The organism is Subtercola lobariae (assembly GCF_014640255.1).
GTDB lineage: Bacteria > Actinomycetota > Actinomycetes > Actinomycetales > Microbacteriaceae > Subtercola > Subtercola lobariae.
On the sequence record NZ_BMGP01000001.1, the window covers coordinates 733,732 to 757,689 of the forward strand.

Genomic DNA, 23,958 nt, shown 5'->3' on the forward strand with positions numbered 1-23,958 from the left:
CACGAAGGGGAGAGAGCGTGGAACAATCTCAGGCTGTGATCGACGAGAGCACCGACCATCGCGTTCGTGTGGCCAGACAGCGGCGCGAGCGGATGCACAGGCGACTCCTCGAGGCCGTTCTGGTGTGTTTCGCCGAGACGCCGTTCGGAGGGTCACCCACGGTCGAGGTGGTCATTGCCAAGGCAGACGTCTCGAAGGCGACCTACTACAAGTACTTCGCGTCGATCGACGAGGCCGTGCAGCAGCTCGGCCAGACGATGGCCGACGACATGGTCGAGATCGCCAAGAGCATGTTCACGCCGACCAACACGGCCCCGTTTCGCATGACGGCGGCCATGCAGATCTTTTTGATTCGCAGTGTTCGCGAGCCGGTCTGGGCGGCCTTCGTCTCACGAGCCGACGTGATGGGCCCCACGAGTGAAGTGCGGCACGGCATCGATATGCACATCAGGGCTGCACGCGAGAGCGGATTTCTCACGTTCACGTCTCAGCAATCTGCGCTCGCGCTCGCGCTCGGCACGCTGAGCGAGGGAATGCGTCACCTCGCTCAGACCCCGACCGAAGACGTGCTGCCGTTTGTTCACGACACCATGGCACTCATGTTGCGTGGCCTGGGGGCTGATTCTGTGAAGGCCGAAGAGCTTCTCGCTGAGACATCGACGTTCATTCGTGAATCGGCTGGCGACGAGCTGCCGACGTGGAGCGATTCGCTGAGAGAACTCGGGGCAGACGAGTGAGCCAGCTAACGGCATCCGTCGACGAGGCGGCCATTCGCTCGATCATCGAGCGCTGGGCCGTGCTTCGAGACGGCGGCATGTGGGCCGAATTCGCTGAGCTCTGGTGTGCCGACGGCCAAATGAGCGCGACCTGGTTCGAGGGTTCGGCAACCGACTTCATTCAGGCGAGCCGCGCGGGCTACGAACGCGGCGTGAATGTGACGCACTTTCTCGGCGGCGCGGCCATCGAGGTGGTCGGTGACCGTGCGGTCGCGCAGACGAAGATGTCTATTACGCAGCGCGTCGAGCTGCACGGTGTGCTGGTCGACATCGAGTGCACCGGGCGGTTCTACGATCTGCTGCGGCGCGAAGAGGGCCGGTTCGGCTGGGGTATACGAGATCGCCGCGTCATTTACGAGAACGACCGCATCGTCGCGGTGGTTCCGGGTGCGCCGTTGAGGCTCGACGAGTCGCTGCTGGCGCAGTTTCCCGAGGGGTACCGGCACCTCGGCTATGCCCAGGCCCTCGGCGGGCTCTCGGTGCGGCCCGGGCTGCCCGGCCGTTCGGGGCCCGCGCTCGAGGCGCTCATGGCTGAGGGGCGCGCATGGCTGGGGGGCGCGCATGACTGAGGGGCGCGCATGGCTGACAGCGACGTCAGAGCAGACAAGAAAGTTCAGACAATGACAGACCACAATGTTTACGACTCAGATCAGACCGACGACCTGCCCAGCAACTGGGGGAGGTGGGGTGACGACGACGAGCGCGGCACCCTGAATCTCATCACGGCCGAGTCTCGCCTGCGAGGCTATGCCGAGCTCGCGAGTGGTGAGGTTGTGTCGCTCGCTGTTCCCATCTCGCCGTCGCTGTTCGCCGGCGGCGGGCCGTGGCCGCGCTCGCAGGTCTTGTCGCCGCCACCCGTGCAGCAGACCATGACCTACACGGGCTCGCCGCCCCGTGCGCTCAGCGACGTTCTGCTGATCTACACGCACCACGTGCACATGACCCACATCGATGCTCTCGCGCACATTCCCCTCGACGGGCTCGTCTACCCGGGCAAGTCGTTGTTCGAGACCACGCGGGGCGGCACGATCAATCACGGCTCGACCTCTGCATTCACGGGGGGCATCGTCACTCGCGGCATTCTGCTCGACCTGGCGCCGGGAGCCAGGCTCGATGCCGAGTACGTGATTCATGCCGCCGACCTCGATGCCGCGCTCGAGCGCACCGGCCGGTCTCTCGAGCCGGGCGACGCTGTCGTCATCCGCGGCGGCTGGCGGGTACGCGAACGCGAAGACATCGACGACCCGTACCCCTACTTCGCCCTCGACGTGATTCAGTGGCTGGCCGACCACGATGTGAGCATCATCGCGAGCGACGTGGGCGACCGAGTGCTCTCGAAGCCCGGCGCGGAGATTCCGCTGCACGACGTCGCTCTCGCGCGGCTCGGCATGCCACTCATCGACGGCGCCGAGGTCGAAGAACTGGCCGAGACGGCCGACAGGCTCGGGCGGTGGGCGTTTTTGTTCGTGTGCGGCCCGATGCCGGTGCAGAATTCGACCGGCGTTCCGGTGAATCCGCTCGCGCTGTTCTGAGGCGCCGAGCATCCTGGGCCACATCACTTGCCAGAAACCGCCCGGTGATAAACCGGTACTACTACCTCTGGAGAATCAATGAACGACGCAGCAACTGTCGGCGCGCTCGTGGTGCGTGAGCGCCAAACTCGAACGCGAGGCCTCGGCGACGCTAACATCGCCTGCTATCACCCCGACGCCATCATCGAGACGAGCTGGCTACGCGGCAGCCCCCGAGATTTCATCGCCGGCGCGGGCAACCCGTACGCCACGTTCGCGCGCCCGGTGAACCGCCTCGGCCCGCCCGACGTCACGGTCGTGGGCGACCGGGCGATGGTCGAGCTGCCGTCGACGACAATCGTGTGGATGCCCGTGAACGACGTCGAAGCTGTCTTCACCTCGTTCATGCGGCTGATCTACCGTGTCGAACGTCGTGCCGGCGGCCCCTGGCTGCTCAGCGCACTGCACTCGGTGAACGAAGGTGACACGCTCGAGCCCGCCGTGCCCGGCACCAGCCTCGGAATCGAGCCCGAAGCTCTCGCAGGGTTTCGGTCGTCGTACCGGTATCTCTCATATACCCGTGCGCTGCGCGGAACGGTCGTCGACGCCGACCTGCCTGGAACCGATCGCCCAGACCAGCTCAACGCGCTCTACGTCGACATCGACGCCTGGCTGCAAAGCTGAGACGCCTGGCTACAAGGCTGAGACGCCTGGCTACAAAGCTGAGACGCCTGGCTGCACGGCTGCCCGGCGGGCATCCCATTCCCGGCGAACGAACTGCTCATACGAGGTAGGTTCACGGCCGAGCAGCCAGGTGAGCACGTTCGGGTTGCCCACGAAGTCGTGGGCGCTGTTGTAGCCGGAGATGGTCTGTAAGGCGTTCACCTCGTGCTGCCGGGTCGACAGGTCGCCGGCGCCGAGCAGCGCGACGGCGAACGCTTCTGAATCGATCTCGCGCACCTCGATGGGCCTCTCGACCACGCGGCTGATGATTTCGCCGAGTTGGTGTGCCGTGAAACGCCCCGGGGCCACGAGTTCATACGTTGCAGCTGCATGCCGGGCGGTGTCAGTGAGCGCCATTACGGCGACATCGGTCACATCGTCGAGATCGACTACGCTCTGGCTGCGATCGAGCGACCACATGAGTTCGAAAACGCCGTGCTCGAACACCGACCGCAACTTGATGGGCGACATGTAGTTCGACGGCTGCAGAATGGTGAACTCGAGGCCAGAGGCCAGCAGATGCTCTTCGATGTCGCGCTTGATCTCGTGCTGCACCAGCTCAGAAGCGATGGCGTGCAGCACCGAGCTGAACACGAAATGCGAAACGCCTGCTTCGCGTGCGGCATCGATGAGGCCGAACCCCATGGCGCGCTCGCCCGGGCTGACCGTCGCGGCGATGTGGTAGATCTTCTCGACACCCCGAACCGCCCGGCGTTGCATCTCGGGGTCGGCGATGTCGCCGACGATGACGTCGTGCACGCCCAGCTCACGCAGACGGGCAGCGGATGCCTCAGACCTGACACTCGCTCGAACCTCGAGCCCGCGCTGCAGAAGTTTGGGAAGCAGAAGCTTGCCCTGATTGCCGGAGGCAGAGGTCACGAGAATCATGGGGGCCCTTTCGATCGCGATGCTGCGATCTCATCACCATAACAGACGCTCTGTCTATTATGAATTCAGCCCTGTGCCGTCGGCCGAATAATGATTTCGCCGACTTCGACCCCTGCCGGCTGCGCGATGGCGTAGGCGACGGCTGCCGCAATGGCGTCGGGCGGCATGGCCATCGCGTCTCGCTGTGCGCGCAGGGCCGCGCCCACCTCGGGCGAGCCGCCCTTGCCGACCCCTTCGGTGTTCGTGAAACCGGGTGAGATCACGGTCACCCTCAGGTCGGGGCCGGCCTCTTGGCGCAGCCCCTCGCTCAACGCTCGCACCGCGGTCTTCGTTGCGGCGTAGACCGACATCGTCGCAGTCACCTTGTGAGCCGATGTCGACGCCGTGTGAATGAAGTGACCCGACTTCTGCCGCCGAAACACGGGTAGCGCGGCAGAAATGCCGTTCAGTACGCCTTTGAGATTCACGTCGATCATCTCGTTCCAGTCGTCGACGGAGTCGTCGTCGAGGGCCGAGACCGCCATACTTCCGGCGTTGCTGAAGAGAACGTCGAGCCTGCCGTAGTTGTCGAGGGCTGCGCTGACCAGTTTGCGAAGGTCGGCCGGCTCCCGAACATCCACCTGCACCGCTATCGCTTCGCCGCCAGCATCGCGAATGCGTGTCGCCAGCGCCTGAACGAGTTCTTCTCTCCGAGCGGCCACGATCACGCGTGCGCCCTCGTCGGCGAGATGAAGTGCGGTGGCCTCGCCGATACCGCTGCTGGCTCCGGTGATTGCGACGACCTTCGCTGTTATGCCTGACACGGTTTGCTCCCTAGAATGAAACGGACAGTTGTCCGCACATCCAGGAGGCTACCGTACACATGTCCGTTTCGCCACCGGATGCTCGTTCCGTCTCTTCACGGGCCGATGCCAACCGCAACCGCCAACGAATTCTCGACGCAGCGCGCACGGCGCTCGACGAGTCAGCACAAACCACGATGCAGGCCATCGCGCGCTCGGCCGGTGTGGGCCAGGCGACGCTGTACCGGCATTTCGAGAGCCGAGAGGCGCTGCTGCTCGAGGTCTACGAGCACGAATTCGCCGAGCTCATCGACTCTGCCGAAACATTTCGCGATCGGAGCGAACCGGTGGTGGCGCTTCGAACGTGGCTCACTCACCTCGCGTCGTTCGGCAGAAAGAAGCACGCTCTCTCGGCGGTTCTCGATGCGGCGGCGAAACGCGCGCTTCACGAGAAGCAATATTCGAGCATCATCGGCGTGATCACCACCCTGCTCGACGACGGCAAGAACGCCGGCCAACTGCGCGCCGACATTCAGGCCGACGAGCTTCTCGCGCTGGTGGGTTTTCTCTGGCAACTCGACACCACCACAGACACCCGCATCACCCACCTGCTCGACCTGGTCGTCGACGGCCTGCGCGCTCACTAGGCCCAGAAGCCGCAAGCCGCGAGACCTCTAAGCCCAGAAGCCGCGAGATCTGGGTCTAAGCCAGGAAGCCGCGCTCGGTGAGCAGGCGGCGCAGGGTGCGCGCGTTGTCGACCGCATTGCCACCGCCGTCGTTGTTGAAGTACAAGTAGACGGCTTTGCCCGAACCATGCCACTCGCTGGCGCGATCGGCCCACCACGACAGGTCGGCGTCGGAGTACGAGCCGCCGTAGAGGTACTCGTGGTCGGGCCCGTGCAAGCGCACGTAGACGATGTCTGAGGTGGCGCGAATGACGCAGGGCAGGTTCGCGCCACTCATGACGCAGTACGCGGCGTTGTGACGTTCGAGCAGGTCGAAAACCTCGGGGTCGTTCCAGCTCGGGTGGCGCAGCTCGACCGCGACCCTCAGCCAGTGCGGCAGCGTGCCCAGAAAGTAGTTCAGGCGCTCGTCGTCGCGCGGCATGGTCGGCGGCAGCTGAACGAGAAGCACGGCGCGCTTGTCGCCGAGTTCGTGCCACGAGCGTGCGATGCGCGTGGCCCAGAGTTCGGGGGAGTACAGCTTCTTGCCGTGCGTGAGGCCGCGCGGCGCCTTCACCGACAGGCGAAAGCCTTCGGGCATCCGTCGCCGCCAGCTTGCGAAAGCGCGATCGGTCGGCCAACGGTAGAAGCTGGCGTTGAGTTCGACGGTGCTGAATTCGGCGGTGTATCGGTCGAGCCTCTGCCACGGGCGCAGGTCGGGCGAATAGAGCGGGCCGTTCCAGTGCTCGTAGCTCCAGCCCGAGGTACCCACCCAGATGCCTCGGCCGTCGTTCGCACCTGACATAACGAGCTCCTCGCGATCGGCTGGGTCTCACAGAAGTTCAGCATGCCCGTCGCCCCGCGACAAACCCACACGCAGGTGAGTGGATGCCCGCCCCGGCGTGCTCACAGATTCGAGAGGTCACATCACATAAGGTTGCAGACGTGAAACGAGGATTTGTCTGGGCGATCGGCCTGCTGATTGCCGGCGGCATCGCGCTGCGCCTCGTTGTTCTGCTTTCGCCCGGCTTCACCGTCAATGCCGACCGCGCGGTGGTGTACCTCATCGCCCTGCACGCGTCGAAGGGCGATTTCAGCGCCCTCTACTGGGGGCAGCAATACGGCGGTACCGCGATCTCGTGGATAGCCGGCGGCATCATGGCCGTGAGTGTGGCGTCGCCGTATGTGCTCTACGGCGTGACGCTCGGCATGATCGCTGTGTCAGCGGTGCTGCTGTGCCGGCTCACGCTGCTCGCCTTGGGGCGCACCGCAGCCGTTGTTGCGACGGCGATCTTCGCCTTCCCGGGGTCGTATCTGGTCAGCCAGACCACTGACGACGGCGGCTTCTACATCTCGAGCGTGCTGTTCGGGTTGCTGGCGATCTGGCTGGCCGTCGATCATCCACTTCGCCTGCCGCGCTTGCGCATCGTCGGCGTGGGGCTCAGCATCGGGCTCGCGCTGTGGTGCTCGCCGATGGGGTTCGCTATCGCATTGCCCGCGGCGCTGCTCGTGGTGTACAACCGGCGCAGGGTTTCGTCGGTGCTCTTGCTGCTGCCCGGGTTCGCGGTGGGCGTTCTGATCTACCTGTGGGGGCTCGAACAGTGGCGGGCCGGCGGCGAGGCCATGAGCCAGAAGACCACTCTGTTCGCGGACATTTTCGACCGCACGCAGGCGCTGTTCTACGTGCTCATGCCGGCAGGAGTGCCGCTCGGTCACGGCCGTGGCCTGGTACTGGTGGGCACTATTGTGATTGCGCTGATCGTTGTGCTGATCATCGGCGCCTGGCGCGACCGCACCGGCATCACCTTCGCGTTCGCCGTGGGGTTGGTGCTGCTCACGGTGGTGTTCGTTCTGTCGGGAATCTTGCTCGTGCCGTCGGCGGCGCGCTACGACGAGTTCTTCTTGCCCGGGCTGGCATTCGCCGTGGCCGCGGTGGCGGCTCGTGTGTTCGCGTTCATCGGGGGTGCCCTGAGCAGGCAATCGACCAGGCGTGCAGTGTGGATCGTTGCGGGATGCACGGCTGTACTCGTTGTCGTCGCAACGACCATCACGGTGCGCGGTTCAGCCAACCTGATCGCACTCTCAGCATCAGCGGCGGCGGCCCGCGAAGCCGCAGGGCTGCCGACAGCACCCGCACCCGACGGGCTGGTGATGTTCGGCGAAGACTACGCGCTGGTCGACTCCTACCTCGAGTCGCGCGGAATCACGGCCGTCTGGGCAACCTACTGGACGTCGTACAGCCTCGCCGCGGTGAGCAACGAGCGCGTGACGGCAGCTGACATCGAGTTCGGGCGATATGCGCCCTACCGCGCGGCCGCAGCTGGCGTGACCCCGGGCGTCATCATCGAGCCGACCGGCAGCGACGTCGCCCAGACGCTCGCGACGTCGACCACGCTGCCGTACGCCGAAATGATTCCGAACGTGGGCGGCTCGTCGATCTTCATCTACTCGCACCCGGTGACCGGCGCCCAGCTCTCGTCGGTGACATTCACGGGGTTCGCCACCAGCTCAGACTGACCCGCCGAGGCTCACGCCGCCGTGCGAGCCCGGCCCGGTCATCCACTCCCGATGACCGACGAGCCTATGCCTGATCGCCGTTCTGGCTCTTGCGCCTGCTGCGGATGAACGACACGACCACCGGCCCGATGGAGACCACCGCGATGATGACCGCGATGACCTCGATGTTGTTGGCGATCAACGCAATGCCGCCCAGAAAGTAACCGGCCACGGTGAGAACGAGCGCCCAGGCTATGCCGCCGATCGTGTTCCAGACGAGAAACGTGCGAAACGGCAGCTTCGACATTCCGACCACGGGCGGCACGTAGGTGCGCACGATGGGCACGAACCGAGCGATCACGAGCGACCGGCCGCCGTACTTCGTGAAAAACGCGTCGGCCTCGGCGAGGTAGCGCGTCTTGAACACCCGCGCATCGGGCTTGAACAGCCGCGGCCCGAACCGCCTGCCGATGTGATACCCCGTCTGGTCGCCCAGAATCGCGGCCACCGAGACCCCGAGCACGATCAGCCAGAGCGGCAACCCCAGAGGCACGGCGAGCAGTGCGGCGGTGAACACCAGAGTGTCGCCGGGCAGAAACGGAAAGAGCAGTCCGGTCTCGATGAAAACGACCAGCATCACGACCACGAGCACCCACGGCCCCGCACCTTCGAGAAGCGCGGTCGGGTTCAGAATGTTCACTCGATGGCCAATGCCCGAACGGGCGAGATGCGCACGGCCGATCGAGCGGGAATGGCCGACGAGACGATGGCCAGCAGAATGGCACCCGCCGCGATGGCGATGATGATCCACGCCGGAATGGTCGGCGCGAAGAACCCGCCGATGTGATGGTCTGAGGCGATGGCGGCGAGCACCCCGGCCCAGCCGTAGAAGATGCCCAAGATGAGCCCGGTGACTCCGCCGACGAGGGTGAGTTGGATGCTCTCAGCCAAGATCATGGCCCGAACCTGCCCTTTCGTGAACCCCAACGCCCGCAGAAGCCCTATCTCGCGGCGACGCTGAATGACGCTGAGCGAGAGGCTGTTGACGAGCCCGATGGCGGCGATCACCAACGAGAACCCGATGAGCACCGCGAGAATGCCCATGGTGAGCTGCAGAAACGCCTGATCGCCCGCTTCGTCGGCCGCATTCGCCCCGGCGGCAACAGGCCCGGTCTGCGCGAGAAACGACTGCCCGGCCACGGTGAACATGGTCACCAGGGTCACACCGATGATGAGGCCGATGGTCGAGCGCGCCGAACGAGCGGGGTAGCGCAGCGCATTGGCGCTCGCGAGCACGCTCGGCGTCGAGGTTCCGGTAGCGCGCCCGGCAACCTTGAGCAACCCGGGAATGAAGTAGGTGGCGCCGAGCACGAACCCCACGAAGCTGAGCGCGCCGCCTGGAGCCGCGACGAGCAGCCCGAGCGGCGACTTCAGGCCGATGGCCACGCCGGCCACCAGCAGCACGATGCCGCCGGCGAACGCGATGATGACCAGCGCCCGAAGCCTCCGGGGCATCTCGGCCACAGTGGCGACCTTCGGTTCTTGGGTGTGGCCGGTGGCCTCGATGGGGGAGACGGCGAGAATCTTGCGCGACCCGAACCACGCCGCCCCGGTCGTGCTGGCCACGCCCACGACGATGGGTGCGATCAAGAGCGGAGTGATCGTGGCGATCGGCACATCGACGAAGGTGCCGGCAGACACCAGCGAACCGTACGCGATCTGGGTCACGATCAGCCCGAGAACGAGCCCGATGACTGAACCAACCAGCCCCACAACGGCACCCTCGATGGCGATCGCGCCGCGAAGCGTTTTCGCCGAGGCGCCGAGCAGGCGCAGCAGCGCGATGTGCTTCGACCGCCCAGCCATGATGATGCCGAATGTATTCGCCGTGACGATGCACGCCACGAACACCGCAACGAAGAAGAACAGAATGTCGAGCACGTCGAGAAGCGCACGAACGTAACCGTGCTTGATGAATTGGCCGCCCACTGACTGCACGCGCAGCACCGTATCCATCTCGATCAGCATGGTCGCGAAGACCGACGAGAGCAGGGCGACGAGGATGCTCGAGATGTGCTGCTTTCCGCCGTGCACCAGCTCCCGAAACGCGAGGGCGATCACGCTGTCACCTCGAGGCTCAGAATGATGTCAGACAACGTCTTCGCGTCGCTCCGGCCCACCACGTCTCGGGCGATGGCGCCGTCGGCGATGAAGATCACCCTGTCGGCGTGGGATGCGGCCACGGGGTCGTGAGTCACCAAAACCACCGTCTGCTGATACTCGCGGGTCAGGTCGCGCAACAGCGTCAGCACTTCGCGGCTCGAACGGGAGTCGAGGTTTCCGGTGGGCTCGTCGGCGAAGATCAACTGCGGTCGCATCGCCAGAGCACGGGCGATAGCGACGCGCTGCTGCTGCCCTCCAGAGAGTTCATGCGGGCGACGTGCCTCGAGCATCCCGAGCCCGAGGCGACCGAGCAGCTCGCGCACCCAGCTCAGTTCGGCGGCGGTGGGTTTGCGACCGTCGAGCTCGAAGGGCAGGGTGACGTTGCCGAGCACGCTGAGCGTGGGCACGAGGTTGAAGGCCTGAAAGACGAAGCCGAGTTTGCGGCGGCGCAGCACGGTGAGGGCGTTGTCGTCGAGGTGGGTGATATCGGTGTCGCCGATGCTCACCGTGCCGTGAGTCGCGTTGTCGAGGCCGGCGAAGACGTGCATCAGGGTCGACTTGCCCGAACCGCTGGGGCCCATGATGGCGGTGAGACTGCCGGCGCCGATCTGCAGGTCGACGTTGTTCAATGCCGTGGTGGCGCTGTCGCCTGAGCCGTAGATCTTGCTGACGCCCCGAGCCTCGGCGGCGGTTTGTGCGAACACGGTGTCACTCATGCTGGTCTTCCCCTCGCGGCGCGCCTGTCACGCTCACCTCAACGCTACGAAGGCGACGAGTTCGACGAATCGGTCTGAAGAGTGAACTTCACCTACACACAAGTGATGACGCGCAGACCGGCGCTGCGTTGTTGGGCGCCGCGAGGCGTCAGACGCTGAGCCCGTTCTGGTAGGCGAAAATCACCAGCTGCACGCGGTCGCGAAGCTCGAGCTTGCTCAAGATGCGGCTGACGTGGGTCTTCACGGTGGCGTCGCTGAGGCGCAGCTGAGCCGCGATTTCGGCGTTGCTGAGGCCGGCGGCCACAGCCGCGAACAGGTCGCGTTCGCGCGGAGTCAGGGCGTGCAACGGGTCGCCGGTGATGCTTCTCGCAGCGGGCGCCGCGAACCGCCGCACCAGGTTCGCCGTTGCGCTGGGCGCCAGAACCGCGCTACCGGCGTGCACCGTGCGAATCGCGGCGAGCAGAAACTCGGGGTCTGTCGTTTTCAGCAGAAACCCACTCGCACCGGCGTTCACAGCCTGAAACGTCTTGTCGTCGAGGTCGAACGTGGTGAGCACAATGAACCGAGGTGGATGCCCGGCAGCCCCCATCACCCGCGTAATAGCCTCGACGCCGCCCATCTTCGGCATCTCGAGATCCATCAGCACCACGTCGACAGGCTCGGCCGCACACCGTTCGACGGCCTCGGCGCCGTCAGACGCCTCCCACACCACGGTGAGGTCGGGTTGTGAGTTGATGACCATCGCGATTCCTGCTCGAAACAGCGGCTGGTCGTCGGTGAGGCCGATGCGGATGCTCGGCAGCGGCCGCCCGCTCACAGCTTGGCTCCCTGCGCCTCGGCCTCGGTCGCGTTGAACGGCAGATGCCCCTCCACCGAGAAGCCCGGAACGCCGAACGTTCGAGCGCCGGTTTGAACGGCTCCGCCGAGCAGTCGCATGCGCTCTTTCATTCCGATGATGCCCTGGCCGAGTGCTCGACCCGAGCCAGTCGCGAGGCGCTCGGTGGTGAGCACCCGAAAGTGCACCGCATCACGGTGCCAGTCGAGCGTGACCTGCACATCTGTCTCGCGGCCGCCGTGTTTGATGGCATTCGTCAGCGACTCTTGCAGCACGCGGTAGAGGGCGAGTTCGTGCGCGGCAGACATCGCCATTCGGTCACCCGATTCGGTCAATGTCACGTTGAGCCCGGCCTCGCGAACGCTCGCCAGAAGCAGCTCGAGGTCAGCGGCCCCCGGAGTCTCGCGGCCTGAGCCGGCTGGTTCGCGCAGCACCTGCAGGAGTTCGTGCACGTCGTCGAGTGCCGCTCGTGCGGTGCGATTGATGGTGGCGAGGGCCGTCGCTTCGGCGTTCGGGTCGGTCAGTTTGGCATAGCGTGCGCCGTCAGACTGGGCAATCACGACGGCCAGGGCGTGGCCGACCAGATCGTGCATCTCGCGGCTCAGCAGGGCTCGCTCACGCTCTTGGGTGAGGGTCGCTTCGGCGACGATGCGTTCGCGCTCGCGCTCTGAGCGCGCGGCCACCGTGGCTCGGCGATTGCGAACGACCACGCCGAGAGTCCAGAACAGGGCGAGTGCGGCAGCGACGACACCGCTCACGATGACGAACGAAACGCCGCGGTAGAACGGGTCGGTGGGAATGTACTCCCCGTCACCGTATGTCGGCGCGTACAGGGTGAGCCGGGCGCCGGCTACTCCGCCGCCCACGATGCTCGAGAAAATACCGGCCCAGCGAACGGTCTTGGACTCAGAGAGCCCCGTCGCGAACACCACGCCGAGAATGAGAATATCGCCGACGAGCAGCCCGTCGACGGTGGCGATTTGCACCAGCGCGCCGACCCAGGCGATCGCGAGCCCCAGCCCGGGCATCCGTCGCCAGAAGACGATGGCCGCGGCGAAGATGATGGTGATCAGCGCGGCAGAAGCCCCGCCTCGCACGTAATCGGCCGCGCCGAAGAGCACCAGCGCCACCGCGCCGAGCAAGACATCGGTGACCCCGGGCCGACCTTCGAACCATGCGAACACAGGCGCCACTCTAACTCAGCGGCCGCTGAGCTTGAGGTCGCGCGTAATGGCCCGCGCGATGGCGATGACGGCGGGCTCCACCACGCGAGAGTCGAGTGTGCCGTCGGCGCCGAGCACCGCGATCGACGCGGCGCACGCTCCGGAGCGATCGAAGATGGGCGCGCAGACCGAAGCGGCCGGCTCGGGCAACAACCGAGACATGTGGGCGATGCCGGTTTGGCGCACGGCCTGCAGCTGCGCGCGAACCTCGGCCGCCGTGACCGGCGTATGTTCGGGTTCGAGAAAGAGCGAGCGCTGCAGGTAGGCGTCTTGAAACTCGGGCCGGCTGTACGCCAAAAGCACGAGTCCGAGCCCGGTGCCGTGCAGGGGCACGCGGCCGCCGACCGAATAGAGCACTTTGCCCGCGCCTGGCGTCGAGAGGCGTTCGACGATGACACCCTCGTCGTTCTCTCTGACGGCCAACTGAACATGCTGCCCGGTGGCGCGGTGCAGATCTTCGAGGTACGGCAACGCAATAGAGCGCAGGCCGTGCCCGCGCGGAGCGAGCGAGGCGTATTCGAGCAGGCGCAAGCCGATCATGAAGGTGCCGTCGGCCTGGCGTTCGAGGGCGCCCAGGCGGCTGAGATGCAGTGCCAGTCGAAGGGTGGAACTCAATGGAATGCCGGTGCGCTCGCTCAGTTCGGTGAGGGTCAACCGGGGCGCATCGTCGTGAAACGCGTCGAGCAGTCGAAAAGCACGGTCGAGAACGGGTTCGCCGTTCGCTGGGCGCCCGCCGCGCCGAGACGTCGGCGCCGACACCTCTGCCGACGTCTCTGCCAGCGTCTCTGTCGGCGTGGTTGCTGGCGACTCTGCCAGCATCGCTGTCGGCGTGGTCGCCGACGTCTCTGCCGGCGTCATAGTCATGTCTCGATGGTGCCATTCATTGGAAGTCGCCGCAAACGCGCTCACAGCTTTCATTCATTGAAAGGAGACACGTCGTGAACGACGCCCACGAGTTCTAATGAGAGCACCGCGGAACACTGCTGTGTGTGTATTCGCCCAACGACGGGAGAAGCCGATGAAGATCATCGCCCTTGAAGAGCACATGCTGCCTCGAGACATCATTGAAGCCGCCGGGGTCGACCTGGGCATTCGAGCGGGCAAGAAGGCCGCCGAACTCGATGACCTGGGCGAAGAGCGTCTGCGCATCATGGATGCGGCGGGCATCGACATGCAAGTGCTCTCGGCTCTCAGCTACTTCGTGCAGGGCCTCGAGCCCGAACTGGCCGTCGATGTGAACCACAAGATCAACGACCGGCTCGCCGAGACCGTCACGAACAAGCCCGATCGCTTTCAGGCGTTCGCGGCGCTGCCCATGAGTGACCCGATCGCCGCCGCCGCCGAACTCACCCGCTGCGTTGAAGAGCTGGGCTTTCTCGGTGCCATGATTCATGGCCAGACCAACGGCATCTTTCTCGACGACCCGTCGATGAGGCCGGTATTGCAGGCTGCGGCGCGGCTGGATGTTCCGATCTACCTGCACCCCGCGCCGGGCCCCGAGATCGTTCAGGAGGCGTATTACTCCGGCCTTGATCCCGAGGTCGCGGCCTGCCTCTCGACGTCGGGTTGGGGTTGGCACTCGGAATGCGGCATGCACGTGCTCCGAATGGTGGCCTCTGGCGTGTTCGAAGAACTGCCCGAGCTGAAGCTCATCGTCGGCCACATGGGCGAGGGGCTGCCGTTTCACATCGATCGCATCGAGTCGATGCTGAATCCGGTGGTCACGGGTCACTCGTTGAGCGTCGCTGAGACGTTGCGCCGCAATCTCTACCTCACCACGTCGGGCTACAACTTCGACGTGCCGCTGCTCTGCGCTATTGCGTCATTCGGTGTCGACCACATCATGTTCTCGGTCGATCATCCCTTCGCCGACAGCAAGAAGGCAACCACCTACCTCGAAACGGCCCCCGTACAGCCGGCCGATCTCGAGAAAATCGCTCACGGCAACGTCGAAGCGTTGCTTCGAATGAACTGAGGAACACGAATGACTATCACCGTAGAACAAGGCAGTGCCACCGTCACGACGCACTTCATCAATGGCGAGTGGACGGATGCCGAGAGCCCCACATTCGCGGTCACCAACCCGTTCAACGGCGAGGTGGTTGCCGAAGCCGCCGCGGGTGGCCGTAGAGAAGCAGAGGCCGCGGTCGCCGCTGCCGCCGCCGCTTACCCGGCGTGGGCAGCCCTTGCGCCGGGCGAACGTCAGCGGTTGTTTCTGAAGGCTGCCGACATCGTCGACCGGCGGCACGAAGAGCTCGTTGAACTGATGGCTGTCGAGGGTGGCGCGAGCCGGGCCTTCTCATCGTTTCAGATTCGTCTCTCGTCGGCCATGCTGCGTCAGGCGGCTGGCTGGGGTTACCTGCCGGCCGGAGATGTGATTCGCAGTGACATTCCGGGCCGTACGGCCACCGTCACGCGTAAGCCGCTTGGTGTCGTGGCGGGGTTCACCCCCTGGAACGGCGCGTTCTACCTCGCCTGGCGCACCTTCTTGCTGCCACTGGCCTTCGGCAACACCACCGTTATTAAGCCGTCAGAGCTGGCGCCCATGTCGGCGGGCCTCGTGCACGCCGAGATTCTCGAAGAAGCCGGCTTTCCGGCCGGCACCTTCAACGTGGTCACCCACGCGCCAGGCGAGGCGGCAGCGATCTCCGACGTGTTCTTCGAGAGCCCGGCCGTGCGCTGCATCAACTTCACCGGCTCCGACAAGACCGCGCGCATTCTCGGCGCTCAGGCCGGCCGTGCGCTGAAGCGCATGGTTCTCGAGCTCGGTGGGTTCAATCCGGTGATTCTGCTCGACGACGCCGACATCGACGAGTCGATCAAGGCAGTGACCTTCGGCGCGTTCTTGCACCAGGGTCAGGTCTGCATGAATTCGCGCAAGATCTACGTCGACCGCTCGATTCACGACGAGTTCGTCGCCGGCCTCACCGCGCGAGTCAAGTCACTCAAGATCGGCGACCCGCGCGACCCAGAGGTCATCATCGGCCCGCTCATCAACGAGCGTGCCGTGCAGCAGATCGACGAGCGCGTTCAAGACGCCCTCAATCGTGGCGCGACGCTCGAGACCGGCGGTCACTCAGACGGCCTGATCTACGAACCGACCATCTTGACCCACGTGCCGGCCGACGCCATCTGCACGACGGGTGCCGACGAGACCTTCGGCCCTCTGCTGGTGATCGAGGCGTTCGACGACGTCGAGACGGCGTTCCGCGCCGCGCAAGACACCCCTTACGGCTTGAGCGCATCGATCATGACGCGCGACCGCTCTCGCGGGCTCGACCTCGCCGAACGGTTCGACACCGGCATCGTGCACATCAACGCACCGACCATGGCGAGCGAAGCTGCGCTGCCGGTCGGCGGCGTGAAAGACAGTGGCTGGGGCAGATCTGGCCTCTACGCCATCGAAGACTTCACCGAACTGCGACTCACCACGGTGAGCAGCAAGCCCGGCCGGTACCCCTTCTAAGCCGATGCTGCCGACGAAGGGTGCGTTTCAGTGCTGGTCGATGATGGATGCCGTACCCGTTCTAAGCCGATGCTGCCGACGAAGGGTGCGCGCTAGTGTCTGCCGATGATGGATGCCGTACCCCGACGCTCGCGCGAACAACGAGTTCACCCCGCAGCCGTATCTGCCGCGGGGCGCTGCCGGGCGAGCTGACACGCTCGACGATCAGCTCGACGGCGGCGTCGACCATCTCGTCGATGGGCTGCGAGTACGTGGTGAGCTGGTACGCCGAGAACGCAGCGGGCTCGATGTTGTCGTACCCCACAACAGACACGTCTTCGGGCACGCGCAGATTCAAGTTGTACCGAAGGGCATCCATCAAAGACAACGCCATCATGTCGTTTGCGCAGAAGATTGCTTCGGGGCCGGCGTTTTCGCCGTCGAAGAGTTCACGAGCCACGCTGAGCGACTTATGAACGTCGTAGTCGCCGGAGATGTGCTGAACGGTCACGCCGGCGACCGAAGCGAGCGCGCGCAAGAAGCCACGCTCGCGTTCGATGTTCGTCGAGGTGTTCTGAATTCCGGCCACGTAGGCGAGTCGCCGGTGGCCCTGTTTCACCAGAAAACGCGCGACTTCGCTCGCGCCGAACTCGTTGTCACTCGCGACGCTCGACGAGGCGGTGTCTTCGGTCGTTCGGTTGATGAGAACAACGGGTATGCCGCGCTCTTGCAGACGAGCGCCGAGATGCGACGACACCTCGGTCGAGGTGAGCACCAGCGCATCGAGACGGTAGTTGATCACGTCTTCGAGAAGATCGTCAGAATTCGCCCTGTCGGGCACGGTGAAGAGAAGGAGGTGAAAATTGCGCTGTTGTAGCTTCTCAGAGAGCTTGTAGATGAGTTGGCTGTAAAACGGATTGCTCAAGTCTCCGACGGCGAGCCCGATGATTCCGGTGCGACGTGTGATAAGTGACCTGGCGATCAGGTTCGGTCTGTAACCGAGCTGTTCTGCAGCCTCGATGACTCTGGCGCGTTTTGCTTCGCTGATGCTCGCACCTTCGGTGAAGGCACGAGAAACGGCAGATTGCGAGACGCCGGCCAGTTGCGCGACATCGGTCGATGTCGGCTCGGGGCGACTCACTGAGCCAGAACAATCGTTCGCACAGGGAAAGTGTACCAATACGCTTTGTGCTGTTTGCATACGTATGCAGTAAGCATGTTATGAATCCTTTGTTTCGAAGGCAAGAGGATGGGCCCGGGTGCAACGCACCCGGGCCCATCTGTGTCGGCTCAGCCGTGCTGAGCGACGCTCGTGATCAGCTCGTAGCGGCGCGAACCGAAGCAGTCGAGCTCTGTACGTCGGGCGCAAGTTCGGCGTCGTCAGCGCCCACCACGAGGGCCGGCCGCTTCGGCAACTTCAGCGCCACAATGGCGAGCCCACCGAGAATCAGCGGCACGGCGAACAGCAGATACAGCGACGGTGCCGACCATCCACCATCGATCAGCACACCGGCCAGAATCGGCGAGATGATGGCGCCGATGCGGCCCAAGGTCACCGCGAAGCCCACGCCCGCGGTGCGCACCGAGGTGGGAAAGAGCTCGGGTGAGATGGTGAAGAGCCCCGTTGCGCAGGCCTGGATGAACATGCCCACTGCGAGGGCGAGAAACAGAGTCCAACCCAGGCTGCCGAATGAGATACCCATCAAAACGAAGGCCACGGTTGCGCCGGCGAACGAGATGATGGTCAGAATCTTCTTCTTGTATTTCAGGGCGAACAACCCGAAGCCGATGGCCGCTGCCGCGCCACCGAGGTTCAGCAGAACGCCGGCACCGATGCTCTGCTGAGCTGTCATCCCGGCCTGGAGCAGCAGACGCGGCGTCCATCCGTTCGCAAAGTAGAACGCCGCCATCATGACGAAGAAGGCGAACGAGATGAGCGCCGTCTTTCGGCCGTTACCGGCCTTGAAGAGCCCCGTGATGAACTCGTTCGGTACGCGAGGCTGCGGTTGCGGCAGGGTCGAAACGGTCTCGAGCTTCATTCTGCGCAGCGTGCGGTTGATGGTCTCTACGGCGTTCTTGGGGCGTTTGGCCAAGAGAAAGTCGATGGATTCGGGCATCGCTGCCAGCACCAGAACGAACACGATGAGCGTGAGCACGACGCCGACGACGAAGCTCGCGCGCCAGCCGAAACTGCCGAGCACGATCGAGGCTACGAAGCCACCGACCACGCCGCCGATGGGCAGGCCTGCGGTGCCGATGGCGACCCAGGTGGCCCGGCGGCGCAGGGGAGAGAACTCAGAGATGACAACCGGCACGCTGGCGACGAGGCCGCCGATGCCGAGCCCCGTGATCACACGGGTGATGCCGAGCTGCGTGGAGTTCATGGTCAGGGCTGAGGCCGCCATCGAGACGGTCACGATGCCGAGGCCGAGAAGGGTCATGCGGCGCCGGCCGATGCGGTCGGCCAGTGGAGCGATGAGCAATGACCCGAAGACCATTCCGATGCCCACGGCGCTGAGCAGTAAGCCGATTGCGGTTGCGTTCAGCTTCCAGTCAGCGGCGACCGCGGAGGCAGAGAAGGCCATGAGCAGAAGGTCGTAACCCTCGATCAGAACGATGAGAAGACTGATGGAGATCACCAAGAGTTGGTATCGGCTCATGGGAGCTTTGTCGATGGACTCGCGAATTGACATTCGGGCACCCTTTCGTTGAGTGCGGAATGCGTGCGGCGGCTGTGGCGCCGGTGCCTAGTCTGCTGTGTACGTCTCGCCACACATCATCTTCGACATCGGCGGCGACCCTCTTTGGTCGCGCCGCCTGCATACCGCAGGTGGGGGGAGGAGATGCGACCCGTGCCCGTGCTCTGTTCGAGCGCGTGCGCGGGTTTCACCGCCGACTACTACCCACACTGTAGGGTGAATCCGTATTCAAATCAAGAGTATTGCGCAATCGTCGATAACGAATCAGGTAGTACGCGCACACTCCGAACGCGGCGAAACCCGAGGCCGCACCCACCGCGACTCCCCACCGCGGCCCGAAGGCGTCGACCACGAGGCCCACGAGCGGTGCGCCGATGGGGGTTCCGCCCAGACCCACGGCCAGCATGATGGCAACGACGCGCCCGCGCATGGCTTGTTCGGTCGAGAGCTGCACGAGGCTCTGGGTGGTCGTCGTGAAAGTGAGGGTGGCGATTCCGACGATGACGAGCGCAATCGCGAACCAGAGATAGGTCGGGGCGATGGCGCCGAACCCGAGAGCCACACCGAAGGCTGCGGTCGAGATCAGCAGCAGCGTGATGCGCGGATGCTCGCGCCGGGCTGACAGGAGGGCGCCGGCGACCGAGCCGATGGCCATGAAGGTGCTGAGCGCGCCATAAGCCGCCGGGCCGACGTTGAACACCGACACCGACATGGTGGGCAGAAAGATCTGAAAGTTCGCGCCGAAGGTGCCGACGAGAAAGAACATCAGCAGCATCACCTTGAGATCGGGCCTGGTGAGCACATAGCGAAAGCCATCGACGAAGTCGCTCGGCTTCTTCGGCCGCCGCTCGAAGCTGTGCAACTCAGAGACCCGAATCGCGAAGAGCGAGATGAGTACCAGCGAGTAGCTCGCCGCGTTGATGATGAATACCCAGCCGGTGCCCACGAGGGCGATGAGAATGCCGGCGAGGGCCGGGCCGATCATCCGTGCGATGTTGAATGACGTCGAGTTGAGCGCTACGGCGTTCGAGAGATGCGTGCCGGCAACGAGTTGCGAGACGAAGGTCTGGCGGGCGGGGGAGTCGAAGGCGGCCGCCGAGCCGAACACGAAGGCGAAGATGTAGACCTGCCAGAGCGTGATCTCATTCGTGACGGTGAGGATGCCCAGGGCGAGCGAGAGCGCGCCCATGGCTGTTTGGGTGGCGATGAGCAGCTTGCGGCGGTCGAAGCGATCGGCGGCGAGCCCGGTGAACGGCAGCAGCAGCACTTGGGGAGCGAACTGAAACGCGAGCACAATGCCCACGGCGGTGGCGTTGTGGTCGGTGAGCTGAACCAGCACGATCCAGTCTTGGGCGGCACGCTGCATCCACGTGCCCACGTTCGAGACGATGGCGCCGGATGCCCAGATGCGGTAATTGCGAATGCTGAGCGACCGGAAGGTGCCGCCGCTCACGACCCGGCGATTTCGTTCAAGATGCGCGCGGCTTCGACGAGCACTCGGCGTTCGGCGGGCGAGAGCTGATCGAGCCGGGAGTTCAGCCAGACGTGTTTGGCCGTTCGGAGCTCGGCCGCGCGGGTGATGCCCTGGTCGGTGGCGGCGACGAGCACCTTGCGGCCGTCGCTCGGGTCGGGGGCGCGGGTGACCAGACCTTCGGTCTGCAAGATGTTGATGGTCTGGTTCATGGCCGGGGGAGTGACGCGTTCGAGTTCGCTCAGCAGGCCGGGCGTCTGCGGGCCGTGCTTCACGAGGTAGGCGAGCACCGATACGGCCGTGTCGCCGAGCTGTTCGTCGTGCATCTCTGAGCGCACCCGGCGGTAGATGCGGCCGACCGCGCGGCGCACCTCGGGGCCGATGTCGTCGGGTGACGGCTCGTTGGTCTCGGATTCGGTCATATCGTTAGGCTACTTCATTAAGTGGCTTAATGGAAATCGGCGGCCGATGAGTTCGTGGAGAATTTGTGCAGAATTATTATGCAGAACTATTGTGCACAGAAAGTGTGCATGGCAGAGTCGAACCATGACCGACGCAATCGAACCCGCGACTACCTCTGACGGCTATAGCGGCATCCGCCTCGACGAGCGGGCCGTGCGGGTACTCGCGCATCCGCTGCGTTCGCGCATTCTCGGGCGATTGCGCGTCGATGGCCCGCTCACCGCGACCGAGCTGGCGGGCATCCTGTCGACGAACACGGGTGCAACGAGCTACCACCTGCGCGCCCTCGAGTCGGTGGGATTGGTGACCGACACGGGCGAAGGCGCGGGCAAGCGGCGGCTGTGGCGGGCGTCGAGCGACTACCACTCGTGGCAGAATTCGGACTTCAGCGAGACCGAAGACGCCCGCACCGCGCTCGGCTGGTTGCAGCGCGACTATGTGCGCCAGTTCGCGTCGCGCGCCGAGCAGTGGCTCGACGTCGCCGACTCGTGGCCTGCCGAATGGGTCGATGTCTTCGGGCTGAACGACACGTTCGTGCTCGTCAACCCCGAGCAGGCCGCGCAACTGAAACTCGATCTCGACGCGTTGTTCGAACGGTACCGGATGCTCGGGGCCGGCGACCCCCGCGCCAAACGCGTGCACGTGCACACGTTCCAGAGCCCGGTCGACCTCGAGCCTGTGCCCGGCGAGCAGCCGGTCGGCGGTGACGCGCCATGACGCCGCCCTCGATGACGGCTCCGGCCGGAGCGTCCGAGCGTGCTGTCGCGCTCACCAGTGCGCAAGCCGAACATCGGTTTCTGCTGCTGACGGCCACCCGCTGGTTTCCGGTGGGGCTCGTGTTCGGGCTCACCGTTCTGCTTCCGCTCGAACGCGGATTCACGCTCGCTCAGGTCGGGCTGCTGCTCTCGATTCAGGGGTTCGTGGTCTTGGTGCTCGAGCTGCCGACGGGCGGACTCGCTGACGTGCTCGGCCGCCGGCCCCTGCTCATCGTATCTGGGGTCATCGCCGTGGCATCCACTGGGCTGATTCTGTTCGCGCAGCAGTTCTGGATGTTCGCGCTCGCCATGATTCTGCAAGGCGTTTTTCGGGCGCTCGACTCGGGCCCGCTCGAGGCGTGGTACGTCGATGCGATGCACGTCGACGCGGCCCATGCACCAAACGAGAACAATTCAGAGGAGCGGCATTCGATCGAGCGCGGGTTGAGCCGGGCATCCGTCACCCTCGGCGCCGCGATCGCCTCGGGTGCTCTGCTCGGCGGAGTGGTGGTGGCGTGGCATCCATTCGGGGAGTGGTCGGCGCTCGCGCTGCCCTTTGCGGTGACGATGGTTCTCTATGCGGCCCATACCGTTTTGCTCGGGGTGCTCGTGAAGGAGCCGCAGAGGCGGTCGAGGCGGCCTCGATCGACGAGAGGTCTGGGTTCGGTGACGGATGCCCTGCGCCGAGCACCCCGCACGATTCTGCTCGGCGTGCGGGCGTTACGCGGGTCGCCCGTGCTGCTCTGCCTCGTTCTGGTGGAGGTGTTCTGGAGTGTGGCGATGATCGCGTTCGAGACGTTGACTCCGGTGCAGCTGGCCGATCAGCTGGGCGGCGAAGATGCTGCGGCCGCGGTGTTCGGCCCGGCCGATGCGGCGGCCTGGGCGCTGTTCGCTGCGGGAGCGATGCTGGCCGCGGTGGTCAGCACGCGGTTTGGAGTCGCGCGCACGGCAATGGCGGCGCGGGTGCTCAACGGACTCTTCGTGGTGGCCATGGGCGTGGCCGCCGGGCCGGTGGGTCTGCTCATCGGCTACGGGCTCGCGTACCTCTCGCACGGTTCGGCCGGGCCGATGCACAGCGCCCTGCTGCACCGCGAGGCCACGCCGGCCAACCGCGCGCTTGTGCTCTCGATGAATTCGATGGTGAGTGGGGGCGCGTACAGCCTCGGCCTGCTGGTGCTGACTCCGCTCGCCGGCGCGACGTCGCCGGGCCTCGCGCTCGTCGTCGCGGGTGCTTTCAGCGTGCTCGGGGTGTTTCTGTACCTACCCGCCCGTCGTCGCGAGCTGCAGTGGCAAGCCGCGAGTCTCGGCTAACCGCACCGCCGGACGCCATTCGCGATGGTCGCACCCGGCGGGCCAGCGGGTGGCGGGGCGGCGGGGGCATCGGGTCGCGGGGCATCGGGTGCCGGGGCGGCGGGTGGCGGGGCAGCAGCTACAACGCGCGGCTTACCTGGCGATCCCGGCGCCCTTACGACGTCGTGACGAAGTCTGCGATGACCTCGTCGGCGACCCAGCGGGCGACGCCGGTGGGATGCGGCGCGGGCAGACCCAGAACGAAGTGCGTGAAACCGGCATCCGCAGCCGCCGCGATGGTGTCACGAACTCTCGCGGGCTGCTCGTACGACACCGAAAGGTGCATCGAGCGCGTGATGGCCTCGGGGTCGCGGCCGATTTCGGCGCAGTAGCGGTCGAGCAGAGCACTTCGTTCGGTCGCGTCGACGAGGTTGCCGCCCGGAATGTTCCAGAGGTCGGCGTGTTTCGCCACCACGCGCAACACGGCAGTAGATCGCCCGCCGATCATGATGGGCGGGTAGGGTCGCTGCACCGGTTTCGGGTTGCCGAAAGCACCGGCGAGGTGCAGATACGTGCCGTCGAAGTCGAAGGGGGCATCCTCTGTCCACAGCCGACGGATGACCGTCAGCGCCTCATCGAGATTGCCGACTGCGTGCGAGAAGTCGTCGTAGGGTAACCCGTGGGCGAGGTATTCGCGCCGAGCGGTTGGAACGTCGGGGCGCGAACCCGCACCGATGCCGAAATCGAGCCGACCGCCCGACACGATGTCGACGGTGGTGGCGATCTTGGCCAGCACCGCCGGGGGTCGAAACCGGTTGCTCGTCACGAGCAGCCCCAGCCGCAGCCGTTCGGTTTGGGCGGCGAGCGCCGAGAGCAGGCTCCAGCCTTCGAAAATGGGGCCGTTCGGGTCACCGCCGATGGGCAACAGGTGGTCGAAGAGCCAGGCGTGTTCGATTTCGGTGATGGCGTCTGCTTCGCGCCAGATGCGCTGCAGATCTGCATAGTCGACCTGTTGAGGGGCAGTTGCGATTCCGAAACTGAGGTGAGAACTGGTGGGCATA

24 protein-coding genes are annotated in these 23,958 nt (G+C 65.1%); 10 read left to right on the forward strand and 14 right to left on the reverse strand.

Going from position 1 to position 23,958, the window contains the following annotated elements:
* The first annotated feature begins 17 nt into the window (after nucleotides 1–17).
* From IEX24_RS03425 to IEX24_RS03440, 4 genes are all read left to right on the forward strand, one after another.
* The gene (locus IEX24_RS03425) at nucleotides 18–737 is read left to right on the forward strand and encodes a TetR/AcrR family transcriptional regulator (protein ID WP_188673680.1); all 720 of its coding nucleotides are present in this window, start codon (nucleotides 18–20) and stop codon (nucleotides 735–737) included.
* A complete protein-coding gene (locus IEX24_RS03430; protein WP_188673683.1) occupies nucleotides 734–1,345 on the forward strand; it encodes a nuclear transport factor 2 family protein in 612 nt (203 codons plus the stop codon). The genes IEX24_RS03425 and IEX24_RS03430 overlap by 4 nt, the downstream gene beginning before the upstream one ends.
* Before the next feature lie 51 nt (nucleotides 1,346–1,396).
* Nucleotides 1,397–2,308, forward strand: coding sequence for a cyclase family protein (locus tag IEX24_RS03435; RefSeq protein ID WP_188673686.1), 912 nt, complete (start codon nucleotides 1,397–1,399; stop codon nucleotides 2,306–2,308).
* 78 nt (nucleotides 2,309–2,386) lie between these two features.
* The gene (locus IEX24_RS03440) at nucleotides 2,387–2,971 is read left to right on the forward strand and encodes a nuclear transport factor 2 family protein (RefSeq protein ID WP_188673689.1); all 585 of its coding nucleotides are present in this window, start codon (nucleotides 2,387–2,389) and stop codon (nucleotides 2,969–2,971) included.
* Between the two features lie 30 nt (nucleotides 2,972–3,001).
* On the opposite strand, the gene IEX24_RS03445 is transcribed toward IEX24_RS03440, so the two are convergent.
* Together IEX24_RS03445 and IEX24_RS03450 are read right to left on the reverse strand one after the other, a co-directional pair.
* Nucleotides 3,002–3,898: an SDR family oxidoreductase gene (locus IEX24_RS03445; RefSeq protein ID WP_188673692.1), complete on the reverse strand. Its 897-nt coding sequence runs from the start codon at nucleotides 3,896–3,898 to the stop codon at nucleotides 3,002–3,004.
* A gap of 65 nt (nucleotides 3,899–3,963) precedes the next feature.
* The gene (locus IEX24_RS03450; RefSeq protein ID WP_188673695.1) at nucleotides 3,964–4,701 is read right to left on the reverse strand and encodes an SDR family oxidoreductase; all 738 of its coding nucleotides are present in this window, start codon (nucleotides 4,699–4,701) and stop codon (nucleotides 3,964–3,966) included.
* Nucleotides 4,702–4,760: 59 nt separating this feature from the next.
* Between IEX24_RS03450 and IEX24_RS03455 the strand changes: the two genes are divergently transcribed.
* Nucleotides 4,761–5,327, forward strand: a complete 567-nt coding sequence (locus IEX24_RS03455; protein ID WP_188673697.1) for a TetR/AcrR family transcriptional regulator — start codon at nucleotides 4,761–4,763, stop codon at nucleotides 5,325–5,327.
* Nucleotides 5,328–5,382: 55 nt separating this feature from the next.
* On the opposite strand, the gene IEX24_RS03460 is transcribed toward IEX24_RS03455, so the two are convergent.
* Nucleotides 5,383–6,147, reverse strand: a complete 765-nt coding sequence (locus IEX24_RS03460) for a DUF72 domain-containing protein (RefSeq protein WP_188673700.1) — start codon at nucleotides 6,145–6,147, stop codon at nucleotides 5,383–5,385.
* A gap of 140 nt (nucleotides 6,148–6,287) precedes the next feature.
* Here IEX24_RS03460 and IEX24_RS03465 point away from each other — a divergent pair, with 140 nt between their 5' ends.
* Nucleotides 6,288–7,859 carry a hypothetical protein gene (locus IEX24_RS03465; RefSeq protein WP_188673704.1) on the forward strand — a complete coding sequence of 524 codons (1,572 nt, stop codon included), beginning with the start codon at nucleotides 6,288–6,290 and terminating at the stop codon, nucleotides 7,857–7,859.
* Nucleotides 7,860–7,923: 64 nt separating this feature from the next.
* On the opposite strand, the gene IEX24_RS03470 is transcribed toward IEX24_RS03465, so the two are convergent.
* The 6 genes from IEX24_RS03470 to IEX24_RS03495 all read right to left on the reverse strand — a co-directional run bounded on the left by IEX24_RS03470 (nucleotide 7,924) and on the right by IEX24_RS03495 (nucleotide 13,639).
* The gene (locus IEX24_RS03470; RefSeq protein ID WP_229715057.1) at nucleotides 7,924–8,538 is read right to left on the reverse strand and encodes a VTT domain-containing protein; all 615 of its coding nucleotides are present in this window, start codon (nucleotides 8,536–8,538) and stop codon (nucleotides 7,924–7,926) included.
* The gene (locus tag IEX24_RS03475) at nucleotides 8,535–9,959 is read right to left on the reverse strand and encodes an ABC transporter permease (protein ID WP_188673706.1); all 1,425 of its coding nucleotides are present in this window, start codon (nucleotides 9,957–9,959) and stop codon (nucleotides 8,535–8,537) included. Before IEX24_RS03475 ends, IEX24_RS03470 begins: the two co-directional genes overlap by 4 nt.
* On the reverse strand, nucleotides 9,956–10,717 hold the full coding sequence (locus IEX24_RS03480; protein ID WP_188673709.1) for an ABC transporter ATP-binding protein: 762 nt from the start codon (nucleotides 10,715–10,717) through the stop codon (nucleotides 9,956–9,958). Before IEX24_RS03480 ends, IEX24_RS03475 begins: the two co-directional genes overlap by 4 nt.
* 148 nt (nucleotides 10,718–10,865) lie before the next feature.
* The gene (locus tag IEX24_RS03485) at nucleotides 10,866–11,534 is read right to left on the reverse strand and encodes a response regulator (protein WP_268236220.1); all 669 of its coding nucleotides are present in this window, start codon (nucleotides 11,532–11,534) and stop codon (nucleotides 10,866–10,868) included.
* Nucleotides 11,531–12,736 (reverse strand): histidine kinase, encoded by a 1,206-nt coding sequence (locus IEX24_RS03490; RefSeq protein ID WP_188673712.1) that lies wholly within the window; start codon nucleotides 12,734–12,736, stop codon nucleotides 11,531–11,533. The genes IEX24_RS03485 and IEX24_RS03490 overlap by 4 nt, the downstream gene beginning before the upstream one ends.
* Before the next feature lie 15 nt (nucleotides 12,737–12,751).
* On the reverse strand, nucleotides 12,752–13,639 hold the full coding sequence (locus IEX24_RS03495) for an IclR family transcriptional regulator (protein WP_203585942.1): 888 nt from the start codon (nucleotides 13,637–13,639) through the stop codon (nucleotides 12,752–12,754).
* Nucleotides 13,640–13,793: 154 nt separating this feature from the next.
* On the opposite strand from IEX24_RS03495, the gene IEX24_RS03500 reads away from it, so the two are divergent.
* A complete protein-coding gene (locus IEX24_RS03500) occupies nucleotides 13,794–14,750 on the forward strand; it encodes an amidohydrolase family protein (protein ID WP_188673715.1) in 957 nt (318 codons plus the stop codon).
* A 9-nt stretch (nucleotides 14,751–14,759) separates the two neighbouring features.
* Complete coding sequence (locus IEX24_RS03505; RefSeq protein WP_188673718.1) at nucleotides 14,760–16,241, forward strand: aldehyde dehydrogenase family protein; 1,482 nt, start codon at nucleotides 14,760–14,762, stop codon at nucleotides 16,239–16,241.
* A gap of 61 nt (nucleotides 16,242–16,302) precedes the next feature.
* Here IEX24_RS03505 and IEX24_RS03510 read toward each other — a convergent pair whose 3' ends face one another.
* From IEX24_RS03510 to IEX24_RS03525, 4 genes are all read right to left on the reverse strand, one after another.
* Complete coding sequence (locus tag IEX24_RS03510; RefSeq protein ID WP_188673721.1) at nucleotides 16,303–17,361, reverse strand: LacI family DNA-binding transcriptional regulator; 1,059 nt, start codon at nucleotides 17,359–17,361, stop codon at nucleotides 16,303–16,305.
* A 175-nt stretch (nucleotides 17,362–17,536) separates the two neighbouring features.
* Entirely contained in the window at nucleotides 17,537–18,913 is a 1,377-nt protein-coding gene (locus IEX24_RS03515; protein ID WP_203585941.1) for an MFS transporter, read from the reverse strand.
* Nucleotides 18,914–19,106: 193 nt separating this feature from the next.
* Nucleotides 19,107–20,372 carry an MFS transporter gene (locus IEX24_RS03520; protein WP_188673725.1) on the reverse strand — a complete coding sequence of 422 codons (1,266 nt, stop codon included), beginning with the start codon at nucleotides 20,370–20,372 and terminating at the stop codon, nucleotides 19,107–19,109.
* The gene (locus IEX24_RS03525) at nucleotides 20,369–20,812 is read right to left on the reverse strand and encodes a MarR family winged helix-turn-helix transcriptional regulator (RefSeq protein ID WP_188673727.1); all 444 of its coding nucleotides are present in this window, start codon (nucleotides 20,810–20,812) and stop codon (nucleotides 20,369–20,371) included. Before IEX24_RS03525 ends, IEX24_RS03520 begins: the two co-directional genes overlap by 4 nt.
* Nucleotides 20,813–20,936: 124 nt before the next feature.
* Between IEX24_RS03525 and IEX24_RS03530 the strand changes: the two genes are divergently transcribed.
* Entirely contained in the window at nucleotides 20,937–21,569 is a 633-nt protein-coding gene (locus IEX24_RS03530; RefSeq protein WP_188673730.1) for an ArsR/SmtB family transcription factor, read from the forward strand.
* A complete protein-coding gene (locus IEX24_RS03535; protein ID WP_229715058.1) occupies nucleotides 21,566–22,918 on the forward strand; it encodes an MFS transporter in 1,353 nt (450 codons plus the stop codon). Before IEX24_RS03530 ends, IEX24_RS03535 begins: the two co-directional genes overlap by 4 nt.
* A gap of 154 nt (nucleotides 22,919–23,072) precedes the next feature.
* Here the strand turns inward: IEX24_RS03535 and IEX24_RS03540 are convergent, their stop codons facing one another.
* The gene (locus IEX24_RS03540; protein WP_188673733.1) at nucleotides 23,073–23,957 is read right to left on the reverse strand and encodes an LLM class flavin-dependent oxidoreductase; all 885 of its coding nucleotides are present in this window, start codon (nucleotides 23,955–23,957) and stop codon (nucleotides 23,073–23,075) included.
* Nucleotide 23,958 lies beyond the last annotated feature (1 nt).